Genomic DNA, 17145 nt, shown 5'->3' on the forward strand with positions numbered 1-17145 from the left:
CTCAGCGCTGGCGGCTCTTGGGATCAAGAGCATCGCGGACGGCGTCGCCGAGCATGATGAAGCTCAGGACGGTGATGGACAGGGCGCCTGCCGGGTAGAGCAGGATCGACGGGGTGGTGCGGATCGAGGCGTTCGCGGAGGAAATGTCATTGCCCCAGGACATGACGCCCGGGGGCAGGCCGATGCCCAGGAAGGACAAGGTTGCTTCCGCCACGATGAACACACCGAGTTCAAGGGTGGCCAGCACGATCACCGGGGCGAGGGCGTTCGGCAGCACGTGGCGCACCAAGGCACCGAAGCGCGAGACCCCCAGCGAACGCGCAGCCGTCACGAAATCGGCATTGCGCACCTCGATGACCGCACCGCGGGTAATACGGGCCATCTGCGGCCAGGCCAGCATGGAAATCACGAACACCACTGTCCAGACGCTCTTGTTCTCGCGGAACAGCGGAAGCTGTGTGATGACCAGCGCGCCCAGGATCAGCGGCAGCGCGAAGAAGATGTCACCCAGGCGGGCGAGTACCGCATCCAGCCAGCCGCCGTAATAGCCGGCGAGCGCACCGAGGGTCACACCGATCACCAACACGCAGATGACGGAGAGGACGCCCACTGCGAGCGAGGCCTGGGTTCCGTGGATGACCCGGGCGAACACATCGCACCCCTGGAGGGTGAACCCGAAGGGGTGGCCGGGCCTCGGCCCTGCTTCGGAGTTGGAGAGCTGGCAACTGCCCGGATCAACGCTGGTGAACACGCCGGGGAAAAAGGCGACGAACAGCAGGAAGAGGATCATCAGCGAAGAGACGATGAACAGCGGTCGACGGCGGAGCTTGCGCCACGCGTCCGCCCACAGGCTCAGGGGTGCCTGGTCAGTCTTGAGGGAGTCCGTGGCCTGGAGCGGCGTTTCCTCGACGGGAGCCACGAAGTGGTTGTTGTTACTCATAGCGAATCCTCGGGTCGAGCCAGGCGTACAGGAGGTCAACCAGCAGGTTGGCCACGACGAAGACCAGGACCAGCACGCTTACGATGGCAACCACCGTGGGGCCTTCGCCGCGTTGCACTGCCTGGAAAAGCTTGTTGCCGACGCCCGGGACGTTGAAGATGCCTTCCGTGACGATCGCACCGCCCATGAGCCCGCCGAGGTTGGCACCAAGATAGGTGACGACCGGAATCATTGAGTTGCGGAGGATATGGGCCAGCACCACGCGCGGACGGGACAGGCCCTTTGCGGTGGCGGTTCGGACATAGTCCGCATTCATGTTCTCGATGACGGAGGTCCGCGTCAGCCGCAGCACGTAGGCGAAAGACACCAGGCCCAGCACGACGGCGGGGAGGATCAGGTTCCCCCAGTCGGCGTTGGCGCCCACCGTGGGCTTGGCCCAGCCGAGCTGCACGCCGAAGATCAACTGGAAGACGAAACCGAGGACGAAGGTGGGCACGGCGATCACCACGAGGGAGGCCACCAGGACGGTGGAGTCGAAAAGCTTTCCCTTGCGCAGGCCGGCGAAGACGCCGAAGAGCACGCCGAACACGGCCTGGATGATGAGCGCTTCGATCGCGAGCATCGCCGTGACCGGGAAGATCCGGGCGAGGGTTGCGGCAATGGGCTGCTGGGTGAAGTCGACGCCGAGGTTGAAGGTGAAGAGGTTCTTCAGGAAGAGGCCGTACTGGACCCAGAACGGCTGATCCAGGTTGTACTGGCTGCGCAGTGCGTCGATGACGCTTTGCGGCGGCTGGCGTTCGCCGAAGAGTGCCGCGATGGGGTCCCCGGGGAGCGCGAAGACCATGTAGTAGACGAGGAGGGTGGTTCCCAGGAAGACGGGAATCACCTGGAGGAGCCGACGGATGATGTACCGGATCACGGTGCGCCCCTCCTTCCGATGCGATGGAGTTTCATGGAGATGCCTTCCTGCGCAACAAGCGGACGGGGGCCCGGCTCATGGCCGGACCCCCGCGCCTGAGGGCAAGTTCAGATGCCTGGGGTTACTTGGCCTCGATGTTGTAGTAGAGGATGCCGCCGTTCCAGCCGGTCTCGGCCTTCACCACGTTGTTGCTCCACACGATCGGGGTTGCCCTGTACCACAGGGGCAGTCCGGGCAGGTCCTGGAACAGGATCTCCTGGGCCTTGTTGAACTTGGCGTTGGCTTCCTCCGGAGTCTTGGCAGCCAGGCCCTCCTTGAGCAGCTTGTCGAACTCGGGGTTCGTGTACTTCTCGTAGTTGGAGGAGGCACCGGTTGCCCAGACGGGTCCGAGGAAGTTGTAGAGCGACGGGTAGTCGCCCTGCCAGCCGGCGCGGGTCAGGCCGGGAAGGTTCTGGGCCTTGCGCAGGTTGAGGACCTCCGCGAACTTCGCGAAGGGCTGGATTTCGGCGTTGATGCCGAGGTTGTTCTTGAAACCGTTGGCCACGGCTTCAATCCACTCCTTGTTGCCGCCATCCGTGTTGGATGCGATCTGCAGCGGCTTGGAGTTGTCGTAGGGCTTGATCTTTTCGGCCTGGGCCCACAGATCCTTGGCCTTGGCCGGGTCGAACGCCAGGACTTCGTTGCCCGGGATCGAGTCGGTGTAGCCGTCCAGGACAGGTGCGGTGAAGTCCTTGGCCGGGGTGCGGGTGCCGTTGTAGATGACCTTGGTGATCTCTTCGCGGTTGATCGCGTAGGAAAGGGCCTGGCGGCGGAGCTTTCCGGCTTCGCCCTGGAAGTTCGGGTTGTAGCCCGGGATGTTCAGGGTGGAGTTGTTGGCGCTCGGCTTGGTGGCATTGCGGTCCGGGAAGTCCGTGGTGTAGGTCTTCAGCGCGTTCGGCGGCACGACGTCGGTGACGTCCAGGTTGTCACCTTGCAGGTCCGTGTAGGCCGGACCCGGGTCCGTGTAGAACTTGAAGGTCACGCCGCCGTTCTTGGGCGTGCGGGGACCGTTGTAGTCAGGGTTCTTGACCAGCGAGATGGACTGGTCATGGACCCAGGCGCCGGTTTCCTTGGCCATCTTGTACGGGCCGTTGCCCACCGGGTTCTCGCCGAACTTCTTCGGGTCCTTCAGCGCCTCGGAGGGAAGCGGATAGAAGGCCGAGTAGCCAAGGCGCAGCGACCAGTCCGCCTCAGGCTGGCTCAGCTTGACCGTGAGGGTGGAGTCGTCCTTGGCCACCAGGCCGGACATGGTCTGCGCCTTCGGAGCCGGGGTGCTGGTGGTCTTGCCGTCGGCGCCCTTGGTTTCCTTGACGGCGCTGACATCGGCGTAGCCCTCGATCGATTCGAAGAAGAAGCCGTTGTTCTGGAGGTTGGTGCTCAGGGCGGCGAAGTTCCAGGAGTCGACAAACGTCTTGGCGGTGATCGCCTCGCCGTTGGTGAACTTGGCGCCGGACTTGACCTTGATGGTCCAGTTCTGGGAATCCGCGGTCTCGATCGATTCGGCCAGGGCGTTGACCGGCTTGCCGTCAGGACCGTAAGCACGGAGCCCTTCAAACAGCAGTTCGACCACGCGGCCGCCATACACCTCGTTGGTGTTTGCCGGGAGCAGCGGGTTCTGGGGTTCGTTGCTGTACGCGGTGATGACCTTGTTGGGGTCCGCGCCGGCCTGGCCGCCGCCCCCGCCGCTGCCGCCGCAACCGGTCACGGCGAGTGCGACGATCGCCGCGATGCCGAGAGCTTTGGAAGTGCGCGTGAAACGCATTCCGCCTCCTATGAGTAGTGGAGTTGATGAAAATGGGAGGTGATGATCTCCCGGGGGCCGCACCCGCTCATTTACTGTGATGCGAACCACATGCACGTGTAAGCCTAATCACATTGGGTCCAAAATGTGGAATTGACTTGCGAAACCTTTACCGTTCTGCAACTTCGGTATTAACAACAAAGCGCCCCTGCAGCCCGGAAGGCTGCAGGGGCGCTTGCTCGTCCCTGTGGTTATTCGATGCCGGCCGCCATGAGCTGGGCACGCAGTTCGCGGCGTTCGCGCTGCTTTTCGGGATCCGGAAGCGGCACGGCGGCGAGCAGCCGCTGAGTGTAGGGTTCCTGCGGGTTGCGCAGGATCTGGTCCCGTGTTCCCTGTTCCACAATCCGGCCCCGCTGCATTACGCAGATGCGGTCGGCCAGGACATCCACCACCGCGAGGTCGTGCGTCACGAACAGGCAGGCAAAACCAAGCTCCCGCTGCAGGTTCTGGAAGAGTTCCAGGACCTTGGCCTGCACCGATACGTCGAGTGCCGACGTCGGCTCATCGGCCACCATCAGCTTCGGCTGCAGGGACAGTGCCCGGGCGATGCCCACGCGCTGCTTCTGGCCGCCGGATAGCTCGTGCGGGTAGCGGTTGCGGTAGCCGCGGGGCAGTTCCACCTGGTCGAGGAGCTTCTCGATCCGGTTCTGCAGCTCCGCCCCCTTGGCGACGCCGGCCAGGAACATCGGCTCGCCGATGCTTTCTCCGATGGGCAGCCGCGGGTTCAGGGACGACGACGGGTCCTGGAATACCATGCCGATGTCCCGGCGGAGTTTGTGCAGCTGCTTGCCGTTGCGCTTGGCGGCCGAGATGTCCTGGCCGACCACGCGCATGGTGCCTGCCGCAACGGGAAGAAGTCCGACGGCGGCCCGGCCGATGGTGGTCTTGCCGGAGCCCGATTCCCCCACCAGGCCCAGCACCTCGCCGGGGTGGATCACCAGGTTGGCGCCCTCCACGGCACGGAAAGCCGGGACGCGGCCCTGCTTGGGATACTCGATGGCGACATCCGTGAGCTCCAGGACCGGCTCGCCCTTGGGCTTGGCGGCTTCCTCGGCAGCAGCCTTGAGTGCTTCCTGGTTTTCGCGTTCGCGCCGCGCCAGCTCATCAGGGTCCACCGATTCGAGCTCCGTGTGCGTTGCGGCTGCCAACGCCGCGGTGACGTCAACATCGCCGCTGTCAGCGCCCTGGCCGAGGTGCGGCACGGCCGCCAGCAGGGCCTGGGTGTACTCATGCTGCGGGTTGCTGAAGATCTGCTGCGCGGTGCCGGTTTCCACGATCACGCCCTTGCGCATGACGGCGATGCGGTCCGCGAGGTCGGCCACCACGCCCATGTCGTGCGTGATCAGGATGATGGCGCTGTCCAGCTTGTTCCGCAGATGCCGCATGAGGTCCAGGATTTCGGCCTGGACCGTCACGTCGAGTGCCGTGGTTGGCTCGTCGGCAATGAGCAGTTTCGGATCACAGGACAGCGATTGGGCGATCATGGCGCGCTGCCGCTGGCCACCGGAAAGCTGGTGCGGATAGGACTTGAAAGCCTTCTCAGGGTCCGGGAGCTCCACGAGGTCCAGCATGTGCAAGGCACGTTTTTTCGCCTCGTCCGGCGAGATCTCGTTGTGCAGCCGGAGCGTTTCCACGATCTGCGCGCCCACGGTGTAGACCGGGTTGAGTGCGGTCATGGGTTCCTGGAAGATCACCGCCACGTCCTTGCCACGCACCTCGCGGATCCGGGTGGCGTCCGGACCGATCAGCTCCTTGCCGGAGAGCTTCACGCTGCCACGGACCCTGCTGTTGCTGGGCAGCAGGCCGAGCAATGCCATGGAGCTTGCGCTCTTGCCCGAGCCGGACTCGCCGACGATTGCCAGGACCTCGCCGGCCCGCACCTCATAGTTCAGGCCGATGGCGGCCGGAACCCACTTCTTTTCGACGCCGAAGTCGACGCTGAGGTCCCGGACCTCCAGGACCGGGGTCCCGGGAGCGGTCTTGTCCGATTCTGTTTCCAAGGGGATTGCCCCGGAGTTGTCAGTCATTGTTCTGGGTCTTTCCTTCCAGCCGGGACAGTGCGCCGCAGCGTGATTAGTGCAGCGGCCCGGAATCCTGAATCATTGGGGGCATGAGCCGAGAGTCCCATGCCGGAAACGCCGAAATCTTCACAGCCCGCAGCAGCCGGGTATTCGCCGGAATCTGCTGGGCGACGGCGGCCATCGGCGTCGGCGTGACGCTCGCCTCCGCGGGGCCTGCCGGCCTGCCCGGCACGGCTCCCCTGCTGTTCATCGCGTACATGGGCTGGCTGCTCTTCTGGCGACCCGCCGTCGTCGTACGCGACAGCGGGGTGACGCTGGAGAATCCCTACCGCACCATCACGGTCCCGTGGGAGGCGCTCGCTACGGTGGACACCCGCTACGCACTGACCCTGGTCACCCCGCGTGGCAAGTACGCGGCGTGGGCCGCACCCGCTCCCGGCATCTGGGGCGGACGCAATGCCCGCCCCGAACACCTGAAGGGGCTGCCCGGCGGCAGCTATGGTCCCGGCCAGTCCGTTCGCCCGGGCGATCTCCGCAACACCGATTCCGGTGCGGCCGCGCTCATGGTCCGTTCCCGTTGGGAGCAGCTGGTGGAGACGGGCCGGATCGAAGCCGGACGGGCCGCCGAAACCCCGGTGGCTGTGGCGTTCGCCTGGCAGCACATCGCGCTCACCGTGGCCTTGGCGGCCGCGGGCTGCTGGGCGGTTTTCGCTCTGTAGGATCACTGCGCTTTTCAGGATCACTGTGCCGTCTCGCTCGAATGGCGGGTGGTTTCCTGGGCCTTCTTCGCGCGGAATTTCTTCTGCCGCGGATCGAAGGCGTCACGGAGGCCGTCGCCGATGAAGTTGATGCTCAGGCAGATCGCCACGATGAACAGGCCCGGGAACCAGAACAGCCACGGACGGGTGGAGAACGCTTCCTGGTTCTGCGAAATCAGCAGGCCCAAGGAGGTATCCGGCGACTTCACGCCGACGCCCAGGTAGCTGAGCGCCGTTTCGAGCAGGATCGCGGCGGACATCGTCAGGGTCACGTTGACGATCAGGACGCCGACGGCGTTGGGCAGGATGTGCTTGAAGATGATCCGGGCGTTGCTGGCACCGGAGATGCGGGCGGCATCCACGAACTCGCGTTCGCGCAGCGTGAGGAACTCGCCGCGGACCAGGCGGGCCAGGCCCACCCAGCTGACGAGGCCCAGGAAAATGCCCAGGACAACGACGCCGTTGCTCGCCGCGAAGGCGGAGAACCAGCCATCCGCATCCCGGCGGCTCGCCATCTGCGCCACCACCGCAGCAAGCAGCAATACCGGAATGATGATGATGACGTCGGTGAGGCGCATGAGGATGGCCTCGACCCAGCCGCGGAAGTATCCGGCCAGGCCGCCGACCACAGCGCCGATCAGGCCGGCAATGGCTCCGATGATGACCATGATGATGATGGACTGCTGGGCGCCGCGCATCGTCATCGCGAACAGGTCGCGGCCCACGCGGTCCTGTCCGAAGGGGTGCTCGCCCCAGGCCAAGGGCCACAAGGATGCGGAGGGAACGCCGTCGTTGACCAGTGGCGTGATCTGTTCGTGGTTGTACTTCCACCAGCCCGGAATCCCGGCGAAGCCCACCGAAGTGAAGGCCACGATGAAAATCAGGGCGAAGGCGGCAAGGCCCACAAGGGCTCCGGTGTGGCCAAAGAAGCGTTTGCGGACAATCTGCCCTTGGCTGAGTCCTTGGAATTCGGGCTCCGTGCCCGGAACGGTTTCGTGCTGGGCCTGCTGGGCCAGGATGACTTCCTCTTGGGTTGGCTGGCTCATGCTTTGATCCTTACGCGCGGGTCGAGTGCGGAGTACGCGAGGTCCGCAATCAGGTTGAACACCATGGCCGTGACGGCGACACAGAGGAAGACGCCCATCACGGGGTTGGGGTCGACATGGGTGATGCCGTCCAGGAACAGGAAGCCCATTCCCCGCACCGAGAACACTGTCTCGGTGATGACGGCGCCGCCGATGAGCGCGCCGATGTCGAAGGCCACAATGGTGGCCAGCGGAATGAGCGCGTTGCGGAAGGCGTGTCCCATGACCACGGACCGTTCCGACAGGCCCTTGGCACGGGCGGTGCGGATGTAGTCCATGTTCATGATTTCCAACATTGAGGAGCGCGTGAACCGGGTGTAGCTGGCCAAGGAAACAAGGATCAAGGCAATGGTCGGCAGGATCAGGTGCGTGAAGGTGTCAATGCTCAGGATCCAGTAATCGCCCTGCAGGTTGGGGGTGCCGGCGCCGATGGTTGCGATGGGCCGGCCGCGCACGCGGCTGTTGCTGACGTATGCCGGCCATGCCTGCATGAAACGGTCCAGCGCCACCAGCCCGCCCATCAGGAACGCGGTGATGCCCGCTGCGCGCATCGACTGGCCGCGGTCGTAACCGCCCATGAGGTAGCCGACTCCGACGCCGATCAGCACCGTGGCGACCGCCAGCAGGAAGATCATCAGGCCGGTGGCCTGGTCAAGAAGCGGCTGCACGGCGAAGTACGCGATCAGCCCCAGGCCGACAACGATCAGGGACGATTGCAGTGCCTTGCGGTTTTTCAGGCCCGAGACCAGCGTGGTCACCGCGAATGCCATGCCTACGCCGGCAATTCCAATGACCACCGGGCCGAGGCCGGGGTTCTTGAACCAAAGAGTGGCAGAGAAGTAGATCATCACGGCGGTGACCGCTACGAACACGGCACCACCGGAAATGAGGCGCCGTTTGATCCCGCCACCGGCAGCGACGGCCACCACGATGCCGAGCACGGCTGCCGTGCCCAAGGAAACAGGAAGCGGTATGACGGGGTTCCGCAGGAAGTTGTTGAAGCCGATGGCCCCGAATTCCTTCAGCAACACGGCCACCCAGAAGATGGGCAGCGAGAAGAAGAGGAAGGCCATGAAGGTGACGCCGTAGTCCAGCGCACTGTACTGGCGCAGGGCGGTGACGACGCCCAAGGTGATGCCGATCAGGATGGCGAGGACGGTTGCGCCGGTGACCAGGGTCAGGGTCTGGACCAGGGCAATGCCCAGCGCCTCGGTGATGGGCTGGCCTGTGATGCTCTTGCCGAGGTCACAGGTACCGGCGAAGGGGACGAGGCATTGGGCTGCCCCTCCCAGCCATTTGAAGTAGCGCAGCGGTGCGGGGGTATCCAAATCGAGCAACTGGCTGCGCGCATCCATGAGTTGCTGCCTGTTCGGGGCATTGCTTGCACGGAGATCTTCCAGCGGATCGCCTGACGACGCTGTCAGGAGATACACCAGGAACGATGCTCCGAGAAGAATAAGGGCGGCGGTTGCCAATCGCCTGACGACATAGCTCAGCATTTTGTGTACGAACCTCGATATCCGGCCCGGGGTTGCCCCTGGCCTGGTGCAGTCCCCGGTTCACCTGTTTGTGGTGGTGCCGCCGGTGCGCTGCTGTGCTTGGCAGAAGGCGCCGGGACCATGGTTCCCGGTCCCGGCGCCTTCTGCATATGGATTCCTAAGGAAGGGCCTACTTACGTGCCCAATCCCATACGTTCCACCAGACACCGGTCTGGTTCGGCATGGCAGTCACACCGGTGATGGCATCGGAGTATGCCTTCACGTCGGGAGACTGGAACAGGGGCAGACCGTAGCTGGATGCCCAGATCTTCTGGTCGATCTTGATCTGGAGCTCGTCCTGCTTTGCCTTGTCCGTGGAAACGATCAGTTCGTCCATCAGCTTGTCGGCCTCGGGGTCCGAGAAACCGTTGAAGTTGGAGCCCGCGCCGGTCTTGAAGATCTGCGGGGTACCGGTCACGCCGACGCCCGAGTTGATCCAGCCGAAGATGGTGGCGTCGTAGCTGCCGTTGCCGAGGGCGTCGGACCAGTCAGCCTTGCCGAGGCCGCCGTCAACGATCTTGAAGCCGGCCTTGGTGGCGGATTCGCGGATCAGCGAGAAGGCGTCAACACGGTTCGGGTTGTCCTTGTTGTACATGATGCGGATGGTCGGAGTCTTGCCGGCAAGGAGCTGCTTGGCCTTGTCGATGTTGACTTCCTGGTACTCGGAAGAACCGTTGTTCTTGACCGATTCGGCGTATGCAGCCTGCGCCGGAACGAAGAGCTGCGAATCCAGCGGGGTTGCCTCGGGATCGATCTTCTTGACGATCTTGTCCACGATGTCCTTGCGCGGAACGGAGAGCATGAACGCCGTGCGGACATCCTTGTCGGCGAAAGGTCCGGAGTAGTTCAGGTCGAGGTGGTCGTAGGACAGCTGCTTGCCCTGCAGCAGTTCAACGCCTTCGAGGGCCTTGATCTGTTCGACCGTGTCGGCGGAAGCCTGCGGGTTGATGATGTCGACTTCGCCGTTCTTCAGGGCCTGAACCTGCGCGGGAGCGCCACCGATGATGCGGACCACGATTTCGTCGATGTGCGGCGTGGGGCCCCAGTTGTAGTCCTTGTTCCGGACGAGGGTCAGCGACTGCTCGGGAACGATGGCCTTCACGATGAAGGGGCCGTTGGACAGGTACATCGACGGATCGGACGGGAGCGTCTTGGTGTCAAAGCCCGTGCTCCAGAAATCGGCGACCTTCTTCAGCTGGGCGTTGACCGGCTTCGGAGCGTCCGGATCGCCGCGCTTGACGCTCTTGAAGAGGTCGACCAGCGCCTGGGCGTCCTTCAGGCCGGCTTTCTGGGCGAGGACGTGGGCCGGGATATCGATGCCGCCGTTGCCGGCGAAGCCAAGAGCCAGTTCCCAGTCGGCGAACGGCTTGGAGTACTTCAGGGTGATGCTGCGGTTGTCATCCCCGATTTCCGGGAAGTCCGTCAGGTTCAGCCCGGAGGTGTCTGCGGCAGTGAGGAAGTAGGTGGTACCGGTCTTCTTCTCCGCGTTTGCGTCGTCGTAGTACGCGGAACCGGATGCCCAGGTCAGGAGGAGGTCGGCAGCGCTGACCGGTGTACCGTCAGACCACTTGACGCCCTCGTTGATGGTGTATTTGACCGTCAACGGGTTGTCCGAAACCTTTTCGATCTTGCCGAACTTCTCATTCCTGACGATGTTCATCTTGTCGTCGATGTAGATGAAGTTCGAGTGGGTGGCGTACCCGATGTGACCGTTGACGTCGGAGTTGCCGTCCGCCGTTCCGGAGTTGAAGCTGCTGAAACCGTTGGTCTCTGCGACGCCGATGGTTCCGCCTTCTTGAGCCCCGCCCGATGTCGGGCTGGGGCTGCCGGTGTTACCGGCGCAGGCGCTAAGTGCGAGCGTGGCGATTGCCAAGACACCCACGGCTTTCGAAATACGTCCGAAACGCATTCCGCCTCCTCGTTATTAGTGTGGAAAGCCGGCGTTGTTGACCCCGGCGGACGGTCCAAAGCACAGAGATCAGCTGTGTCCCGTCTCACATGCTCAGTAGCCTAGTCTTCGGTGCGGGGCTTTGGAATGAAAGAACCCTCTCAGAACCCGATGGTTATCGAACTGCAACAGTTGCTTCATTTCTGGTTCACCCGGGCCAACACTTCGACATACGCGGTCACGCTTGGCACAGAAGTTAAGGCAAGCCTTGCCTCAGCTCCAGCTACACTGATACGACTGGTGGGAATACGCATCAGTTTTCTTACGTAATTAGGGAATCAGTGAGCCTCAGCATCGAAGTCCCCACGCGAGCCGCAACCCGCGAGCGTTCGCGGTTTGCCCAGGACCGCCCCTTCGAGCTCACTGTCACCCGGTTTGCCCAGCTCTCCCCGCACATGCGGCGGATCACCTTCACCGGTCCCCGGATCAAGGAACTCGCCACCGACAGCGGCGCCACCTGGGACATGCGGATCAAGCTCTTCTTCCCTGCCGCAGGCTGCAGCCTCCCTTCCGCTGAGTCGCTCACCAGCCACCCCTCCGGGTCCTGGCGGGAGGCCTGGCTCTCGGTGCCGGAAACCGAGCGCGCCGAACAGCGCAGCTACACAGTCCGCCATGCGCGTTTGGACGGCGAACACCCGGAAATCGATGTCGATTTCGTCCTGCACCCTGGCGGTCCCCAGGGGCCGGCAGCCCGCTGGGCGCAGGAGATCCAGGCTGGCGACCCCGCCCTGATGATCGGTCCAGGCAGCAACCCTGCCGGGCAAGCAGGACGAATCGAATTTTCCCCGGGCCCGGCCCGCCACATCCTCCTGGCCGGTGATGAAACAGCGCTTCCCGCGATCGCCGGAATCCTCCGGGACCTGCCGGCCGGCGCCACCGTCGACGCCATGGTGGAGGTACCGTCGACGGCGGATGTCCAGCAACTCTCCGGCCCACCGGGGGCGCGGATCACCTGGCTCCCCCGTGACGGCAAGCCGCACGGCGAACCGCTCCGGGACGCGGTCAGCCGCGCCGTGCCGGAACCGTGGTGCGCTCCGGGACCGAACGTCGTCGAGCGCGTCCTGGCGGCGGGAGAACCGCTGGAAGCCGGCCCCGCCCGGGAAATCCTGTGGGACACCCCGCAGTACCGCCGCCTGTACAGCGACGCGCTGCCGGAGACTCCGGACGAGACCGGCGCCTCCTTCTACGCATGGGTGGCCGGCGAATCGGGCATGGTTGCCGGCATCCGCCGCTACCTTGTGCGTGAGTGCGGGCTCAACCGCGAGCAGGTGGCTTTCATGGGCTATTGGAAGCGGAACGCACCGCAGCGCTGATTCGGCGTTAGCGCCCCAGTACCGGGTGCAGGTGCTCGCTCTCAATGGCGACCCGGGCCTGGTCCGCTGCCGCTTTGAGCGCGTCATGGACCGGAGTCCCGCGCAGAGCGGCGGCCAGGAAACCCGCCATGAACGCGTCACCGGCCCCGTTCGTGTCAACGACTTTGGCAGGCACCGCGGCAACTTCGTGGCGGGTGCCGTCGGCTTCCAACGCAATGGCACCTTCCGCCCCACGGGTGCACACGGCCAGGCGCGGGCCGCGGTCGATGCAGGAACGCATGAGCATCCAGGGGTCTTCTGCGCGGTCATCGTTCATGAACACCGCGTCCGCCGCGCGCACGAACGGCTCATGGAAGGCCGACGCACCGTCGTAGTCGTGCAGGTCGATCCACAGCGGCGCGTGCGCCGCTGGCAGTTCCTCGAGGACACGCAGGCCCAGTTCGCTGAGGTCGATCACGGCCGCATCTGCCCCGGTAGCGGCTGCCACGGCAGCCTCCACAGCTTCGGCGGCCGGCGTGGAAGGAACCGAGACATATAAGGAAACCCGGCCGCCGTCGTCGGTCATGAGGTTGACGTGCCGCTCCGTCTGTTCGCTGGCGACCGCTTCGACCCTGATCCCGCCGGCGATGAGGGCAGTACGGAGGCGCGCGCCGTCGTCGTCGTTTCCGAGCGGTGTCCACAGCTGGACATCGGCCCCGAGATCCGCCAGGTGGAGCGCCTTGCCCGCGGATGTCCCGCCGATGGTGTGCCACGCGCGGCGGGCGAACTGCATGTGCGGAACGGGCTCAGGAAGATGGTCGAGGACAATCAGGTGGTTCCACGCGGCAGGACCGCAGACGACTACGCGGGGAGATTCAGGCATGGTCCCATCCAACACCGCCGAGGCGGGCCCGGCGCTGAGTGACACCCCGAAGCTCATGCCAGGCGGAGCGCGGTGCATCCGTGAGAATAGCGCCATGGAACGTTGGAAGACCCACACGTTGTTGCCGGCGGTACTGGCGACCCTTGGCCGTCCCGAAGACGATCCCGCGGTCCGGCGCCTGGCGGAGGATTTCGGCGGAGCCCCGGCGGTCCGCGACCAAGAGGTCGGGGAACCTGTCCGCCATGTCCGGCGGCTCCTGTTTTCCTCAGGCGGCGAGATCGTGCTGCACGACGGCGCCGTCGCGGCTGTGCTGCTGGGGTTCGCTCCTGCTCCGGACGCTTCCCGCGGCCTGGACCTCGCGGAGTGGATCAGCGGAGTCACCAACGAGGCGACGCTCGATGAGCTCGCCTCGGCGCTGGGGCTCAAGGTCCACTTTTCCGGGATGAGCTCCCCGTATTTCGAGCTCGACGGCGGATACGCCCGGCTGAGCTTCAAGGACGGCCGCGGCTGGAACGAGCCCGGACGCCTGATGCGTGTGACCGTCACCGCGGCGAAGCCGGGTCTGGCGTGCCATCCCGAGGATGACGACTGTCCGTCGTGCAGCGGATTGCTGGTGCGGAACAGCGCCGGCGTGGATGTCGACGCCACCGTGACCGCGTTGCAGGCAGCCCTTGAAGCGGGTGTCCTCACGGAAGACGCCCGCTGGGTAAAGCTCGCCGATCTGCGCCCGATCCACGCCTCCGGACTCATGGAACGCGCCGAAAGCCAGCTGACGTGCCGGGAGTGCCGGCGCATCATGTGCTTCACGCTGTATCGGGACGCCCCGCCGACCTTCGGATACTACGTGTTGAACGACGCCATGCGGCGCCCCATGGACCTGATCCCGCCCGTCGAACAGTGGGCCGACGCCGAACGGCTGGCCCGGGAGCGCGACGCAATGCACTATCTGGACCACCGGCCGGGAGGCTGGTTCCTGGTCGGGCAACGGGACGAGCTTTATCTGGACGCCAGATACTCCTACAGCGCGGTCATCGATGATTCCGCCCTGATCCGCCTGGATGAATCTGAACGCAAGGCTTACGACGACGGCGGCCATGGTTACCTGTCTGAGCTGGCTGAACGCATCCACAACAGCGGGCCGTACCAGAAGGAGTCGCCCTACTACGCCAGGGACCTGTACCGGGGCGCCGACGGCAAGAAGTACCGCAGCATGGTGGCCGCCGCGATCGTCAACCACACCTGGCTGGCGGAGCAGCGGCGCAAGGCTGCGGAATGACGCCGGGCTAGATGCTCCGTTTCAGGCCAACGTGGGCGGATTCGTATCCAAGGCGGCTGTAAAAGGCCCGGGCCCGGTTGCGTGCTTCATCGGTAGTCACCTGCGCCAAGCGGGCTCCGCGCGCACGCCCGAAATCGTGCGCCCATTCAAGCATGGCGGTCCCCAGGCCGTGTGACCGCTCCGACGCCGCAACCCGCAACCCTTCGATCTGCAGTCTCGACGAACCGCCCCGGGACAAGCCCGGGATGACCGTCAGCTGCATCGTGGCGACAATGCGGTCCGCGCCGTTGCGGACCACCCCGAGGAAGTTGGAACTGTCGCGGACCACCATGCTGTACGCGGCCTCGTACCGTTCGAGCTCCTCGCTTTCGCGCTCGGGGCCGAACTCGTCATCCGAGAGCAGCGCTGCGATGGCTCCAACGTCGTCGCGGCCCGCCCGTTCCAGCCTGAAAGTCCGGCCGGCCACCCGCAGCAAGCCCCGGACAGAAGACCGCGCGTCTGCCTGCAGGCGGGCAACCAGCCGGTCAAGCCATCCCCCGACGCTGGCCCGGGCCTCGAGGGTGTCCGGATAGCGGCACCTCAAATGCAGTCCGGACTCGTCCAGGATGAACCAGAGCATGACGCCGTCAGTATCAATTGACGCGCTCACGTACTGCGCGTCGAGTCCGACGGAGTCGATCCGCACCGGCAAGCGGCGCAGGTCCAGCCAGGAAATCGCGAACATCCCGGGGGCCACGGGCGGCATGCCGCCCCATGGAGCCAGGACATCAGCCAAGGGCCAGGAACCAAGCCGTACCGCTTCCTTCACTGCAGCCGCTGCGGCGAGGGGTTCCGCAACAGCCGATTCAAGGACCGAATTGGTGATGAACCAGCCGACCGAATCATGCCAGTCATCGTCAAAGCGGCTGTGCACGGGAAAGACGGCGCGAAGCGGCTTGCCCGCCAGCTCGCGGGTCACGGCAGTCATCGCCACAACGGCCAGCGAGAGGGTGGAAACACCCTCGCTGCGGGCTTGCGCTGCAAAGGCGGCGCCGTCGTCGAGATCGAAAACATCGCGCACCTCCACCCGCTCGCGCAGTGGTTCCGGAGCGCCGAGGGGCAGGGGAAACCGCGGCATGACGCCGCCGCTGTCCTCGATGATGTCCGCCCAGCGGTCGCGTACATGGTCCGGTGCCGCATCCCGGTCAAGTAACGCCTGTGTGTGGTCCACGAACGCCGGTACTTGCCCGGGCAGCACCGGGCCGCCTGTCCGGTCCGCATCGAGGGCCGACAGCAGGTCACGTGCGATCACCAGCATCGACCACATGTCCACATGGACGTGGTCTGCCGCGACGACGACAGTGAGTCCGGCGGCGGTTTCCAGGACGCACAGGCGGTGTGAAGGCTGCGCGTACGGTGAGCAGGCGGCGTCGAGAATGCCCCGCACGGCGTCGTTGACGGCCTGGCCCGGCGCTATCTCATGCTCGACCCAGGTGCCGGGAGCGATCAGGATCTCCCGGAGCTCCGGTTCACCGTCAGCTCCGGGCATGAAAGCCGTCCGCAGGGTGCCGTGGCGGTTGATGACAGCCAGCCAGGCATCGGCGATCAACTCAAGGCGCGTTGGTGTCGGCAAGCGGAAGGACAACGCCATCCAAGAGCCCGGCCGCTCACCTGCGCCCACATGGATACGCTGGTCAAAGGACACCGGCAGCCGACGCCCGGTGACGGAGGCCTTGACGTCGTAGCCCCATAGCCGTCCGAACGGTAAGCGAAGGTGGGTGACGTTGGTCAGCCGCATGGCAGCATCCTATAGTCGCGGATAGTCTGAAGGCTCAATGCGGCCCTTGATGACGCCGCCTCACGAGACGAGGAGCCTGATGCCTACTTTCGAGGTTTCCGGGGCCGAACTCGCGGTCGCTTTGAGCGACGAAGGCGGACATCCCGTGGTCCAGCTGCATGGGCTCACCTCCAGCCGCGCCCGGGACCGGGTCCTCAACCTGGACCTGGGCCGGGGGCTCAGCGGAACCCGGCTGCTCCGCTACGACGCCCGCGGCCATGGCCGGTCCACGGGGCGGAAGGTCCCCGCGGACTATCAGTGGCAGAACCTGGCCGACGACCTCCTGAAACTGCTCGATTCCTGGTTCCCCGGAGAGGCGGTCCACGGAGTCGGACCCTCCATGGGCGCCGGCACGCTGCTGCACGCCGCTTCCCGCGAACCGGGCCGCTTCGCAGGACTCACACTCATGGTGCCGCCCACAGCATGGGAAACCCGGGCAGCGCAGGCCGGACACTACGAGGCTGCCGCGGCCCTCATCGAATCCGCCGGCGTCGAGGCCTTCCTCGCATCCACTCGAGGGGCAACGCCGCCGCCGGCCACTGTCGGTGCTCCGGAGACGGTGCCCGACGTCGCCGACGCCATCCTGCCGTCCTTGTTCCGCGGCGCAGCGCTCAGCGACCTTCCTGCCCCGGAAGCGCTCGCCCGGATCGATGTCCCGACGACGGTCCTCGCCTGGGTGGATGACCCCGGCCATCCGTTGTCGACCGCTGAGTCCCTCGCCGCGCTGCTCCCCCAAGCAACCCTGACGGTCGCGCACACACCCGACGATCTCCAGACGTGGCCGGGGATCCTGAGCCGGGATGTCGCCCGACGGCACTGAGGAGTGGCA

Annotated in this window: 13 protein-coding genes; 4 read left to right on the top strand and 9 right to left on the bottom strand. The window is 65.2% G+C overall.

Translation table 11 applies throughout. The features are described 5' to 3' along the window. Window position 1 precedes the first annotated feature (1 nt). The 4 genes from BIU82_RS02555 to BIU82_RS02570 all read right to left on the bottom strand — a co-directional run bounded on the left by BIU82_RS02555 (window position 2) and on the right by BIU82_RS02570 (window position 5726). Window positions 2-940 carry an ABC transporter permease gene (locus BIU82_RS02555; RefSeq protein WP_070347856.1) on the bottom strand — a complete coding sequence of 313 codons (939 nt, stop codon included), beginning with the start codon at window positions 938-940 and terminating at the stop codon, window positions 2-4. Further along, the gene (locus tag BIU82_RS02560) at window positions 933-1859 is read right to left on the bottom strand and encodes an ABC transporter permease (RefSeq protein WP_070347857.1); all 927 of its coding nucleotides are present in this window, start codon (window positions 1857-1859) and stop codon (window positions 933-935) included. The genes BIU82_RS02555 and BIU82_RS02560 overlap by 8 nt, the downstream gene beginning before the upstream one ends. A 121-nt stretch (window positions 1860-1980) precedes the next feature. After that, complete coding sequence (locus BIU82_RS02565; protein ID WP_070347858.1) at window positions 1981-3660, bottom strand: ABC transporter substrate-binding protein; 1680 nt, start codon at window positions 3658-3660, stop codon at window positions 1981-1983. 230 nt (window positions 3661-3890) lie between these two features. Beyond that, window positions 3891-5726, bottom strand: coding sequence for an ABC transporter ATP-binding protein (locus tag BIU82_RS02570; RefSeq protein ID WP_070347859.1), 1836 nt, complete (start codon window positions 5724-5726; stop codon window positions 3891-3893). An 83-nt stretch (window positions 5727-5809) separates the two neighbouring features. Between BIU82_RS02570 and BIU82_RS02575 the strand changes: the two genes are divergently transcribed. Then, window positions 5810-6439, top strand: a complete 630-nt coding sequence (locus BIU82_RS02575; protein WP_070347860.1) for a PH domain-containing protein — start codon at window positions 5810-5812, stop codon at window positions 6437-6439. Window positions 6440-6459: 20 nt separating this feature from the next. On the opposite strand, the gene BIU82_RS02580 is transcribed toward BIU82_RS02575, so the two are convergent. From BIU82_RS02580 to BIU82_RS02590, 3 genes are all read right to left on the bottom strand, one after another. Next, a complete protein-coding gene (locus BIU82_RS02580; protein ID WP_070347861.1) occupies window positions 6460-7524 on the bottom strand; it encodes an ABC transporter permease in 1065 nt (354 codons plus the stop codon). Beyond that, complete coding sequence (locus BIU82_RS02585) at window positions 7521-9062, bottom strand: ABC transporter permease (RefSeq protein WP_070347862.1); 1542 nt, start codon at window positions 9060-9062, stop codon at window positions 7521-7523. The genes BIU82_RS02580 and BIU82_RS02585 overlap by 4 nt, the downstream gene beginning before the upstream one ends. Before the next feature lie 169 nt (window positions 9063-9231). Beyond that, complete coding sequence (locus BIU82_RS02590) at window positions 9232-11010, bottom strand: ABC transporter family substrate-binding protein (RefSeq protein ID WP_070347863.1); 1779 nt, start codon at window positions 11008-11010, stop codon at window positions 9232-9234. 320 nt (window positions 11011-11330) lie between these two features. On the opposite strand from BIU82_RS02590, the gene BIU82_RS02595 reads away from it, so the two are divergent. After that, window positions 11331-12362, top strand: a complete 1032-nt coding sequence (locus BIU82_RS02595) for a siderophore-interacting protein (RefSeq protein ID WP_070347864.1) — start codon at window positions 11331-11333, stop codon at window positions 12360-12362. 7 nt (window positions 12363-12369) lie between these two features. Here the strand turns inward: BIU82_RS02595 and BIU82_RS02600 are convergent, their stop codons facing one another. After that, entirely contained in the window at window positions 12370-13224 is an 855-nt protein-coding gene (locus tag BIU82_RS02600) for a carbohydrate kinase family protein (RefSeq protein WP_070347865.1), read from the bottom strand. A 94-nt stretch (window positions 13225-13318) separates the two neighbouring features. On the opposite strand from BIU82_RS02600, the gene BIU82_RS02605 reads away from it, so the two are divergent. Next, a complete protein-coding gene (locus tag BIU82_RS02605; protein WP_070347866.1) occupies window positions 13319-14500 on the top strand; it encodes a hypothetical protein in 1182 nt (393 codons plus the stop codon). Window positions 14501-14507: 7 nt separating this feature from the next. On the opposite strand, the gene BIU82_RS02610 is transcribed toward BIU82_RS02605, so the two are convergent. Beyond that, on the bottom strand, window positions 14508-16277 hold the full coding sequence (locus BIU82_RS02610) for a GNAT family N-acetyltransferase (protein WP_070347867.1): 1770 nt from the start codon (window positions 16275-16277) through the stop codon (window positions 14508-14510). Between the two features lie 79 nt (window positions 16278-16356). On the opposite strand from BIU82_RS02610, the gene BIU82_RS02615 reads away from it, so the two are divergent. Beyond that, window positions 16357-17136: an alpha/beta hydrolase gene (locus tag BIU82_RS02615; protein ID WP_070347868.1), complete on the top strand. Its 780-nt coding sequence runs from the start codon at window positions 16357-16359 to the stop codon at window positions 17134-17136. The last annotated feature ends 9 nt before the right edge of the window (window positions 17137-17145 follow it).

It is taken from the genome of Arthrobacter sp. SW1, from assembly GCF_001766675.1.
In the GTDB taxonomy this organism is placed as follows: Bacteria; Actinomycetota; Actinomycetes; order Actinomycetales; family Micrococcaceae; genus Arthrobacter.

What these genes read in the sequence shown, in the direction of transcription:
- BIU82_RS02555 (WP_070347856.1), bottom strand. Translation starts at nt 940, where the DNA reads ATGAGTAACAACAACCACTTCGTGGCTCCCGTCGAGGAAACGCCGCTC.
- BIU82_RS02565 (WP_070347858.1), bottom strand. Translation starts at nt 3,660, where the DNA reads ATGCGTTTCACGCGCACTTCCAAAGCTCTCGGCATCGCGGCGATCGTC.
- BIU82_RS02570 (WP_070347859.1), bottom strand. Translation starts at nt 5,726, where the DNA reads ATGACTGACAACTCCGGGGCAATCCCCTTGGAAACAGAATCGGACAAG.
- BIU82_RS02575 (WP_070347860.1), top strand. Translation starts at nt 5,810, where the DNA reads ATGAGCCGAGAGTCCCATGCCGGAAACGCCGAAATCTTCACAGCCCGC.
- BIU82_RS02580 (WP_070347861.1), bottom strand. Translation starts at nt 7,524, where the DNA reads ATGAGCCAGCCAACCCAAGAGGAAGTCATCCTGGCCCAGCAGGCCCAG.
- BIU82_RS02585 (WP_070347862.1), bottom strand. Translation starts at nt 9,062, where the DNA reads ATGCTGAGCTATGTCGTCAGGCGATTGGCAACCGCCGCCCTTATTCTT.
- BIU82_RS02590 (WP_070347863.1), bottom strand. Translation starts at nt 11,010, where the DNA reads ATGCGTTTCGGACGTATTTCGAAAGCCGTGGGTGTCTTGGCAATCGCC.
- BIU82_RS02600 (WP_070347865.1), bottom strand. Translation starts at nt 13,224, where the DNA reads ATGCCTGAATCTCCCCGCGTAGTCGTCTGCGGTCCTGCCGCGTGGAAC.
- BIU82_RS02605 (WP_070347866.1), top strand. Translation starts at nt 13,319, where the DNA reads ATGGAACGTTGGAAGACCCACACGTTGTTGCCGGCGGTACTGGCGACC.
- BIU82_RS02610 (WP_070347867.1), bottom strand. Translation starts at nt 16,277, where the DNA reads ATGCGGCTGACCAACGTCACCCACCTTCGCTTACCGTTCGGACGGCTA.
- BIU82_RS02615 (WP_070347868.1), top strand. Translation starts at nt 16,357, where the DNA reads ATGCCTACTTTCGAGGTTTCCGGGGCCGAACTCGCGGTCGCTTTGAGC.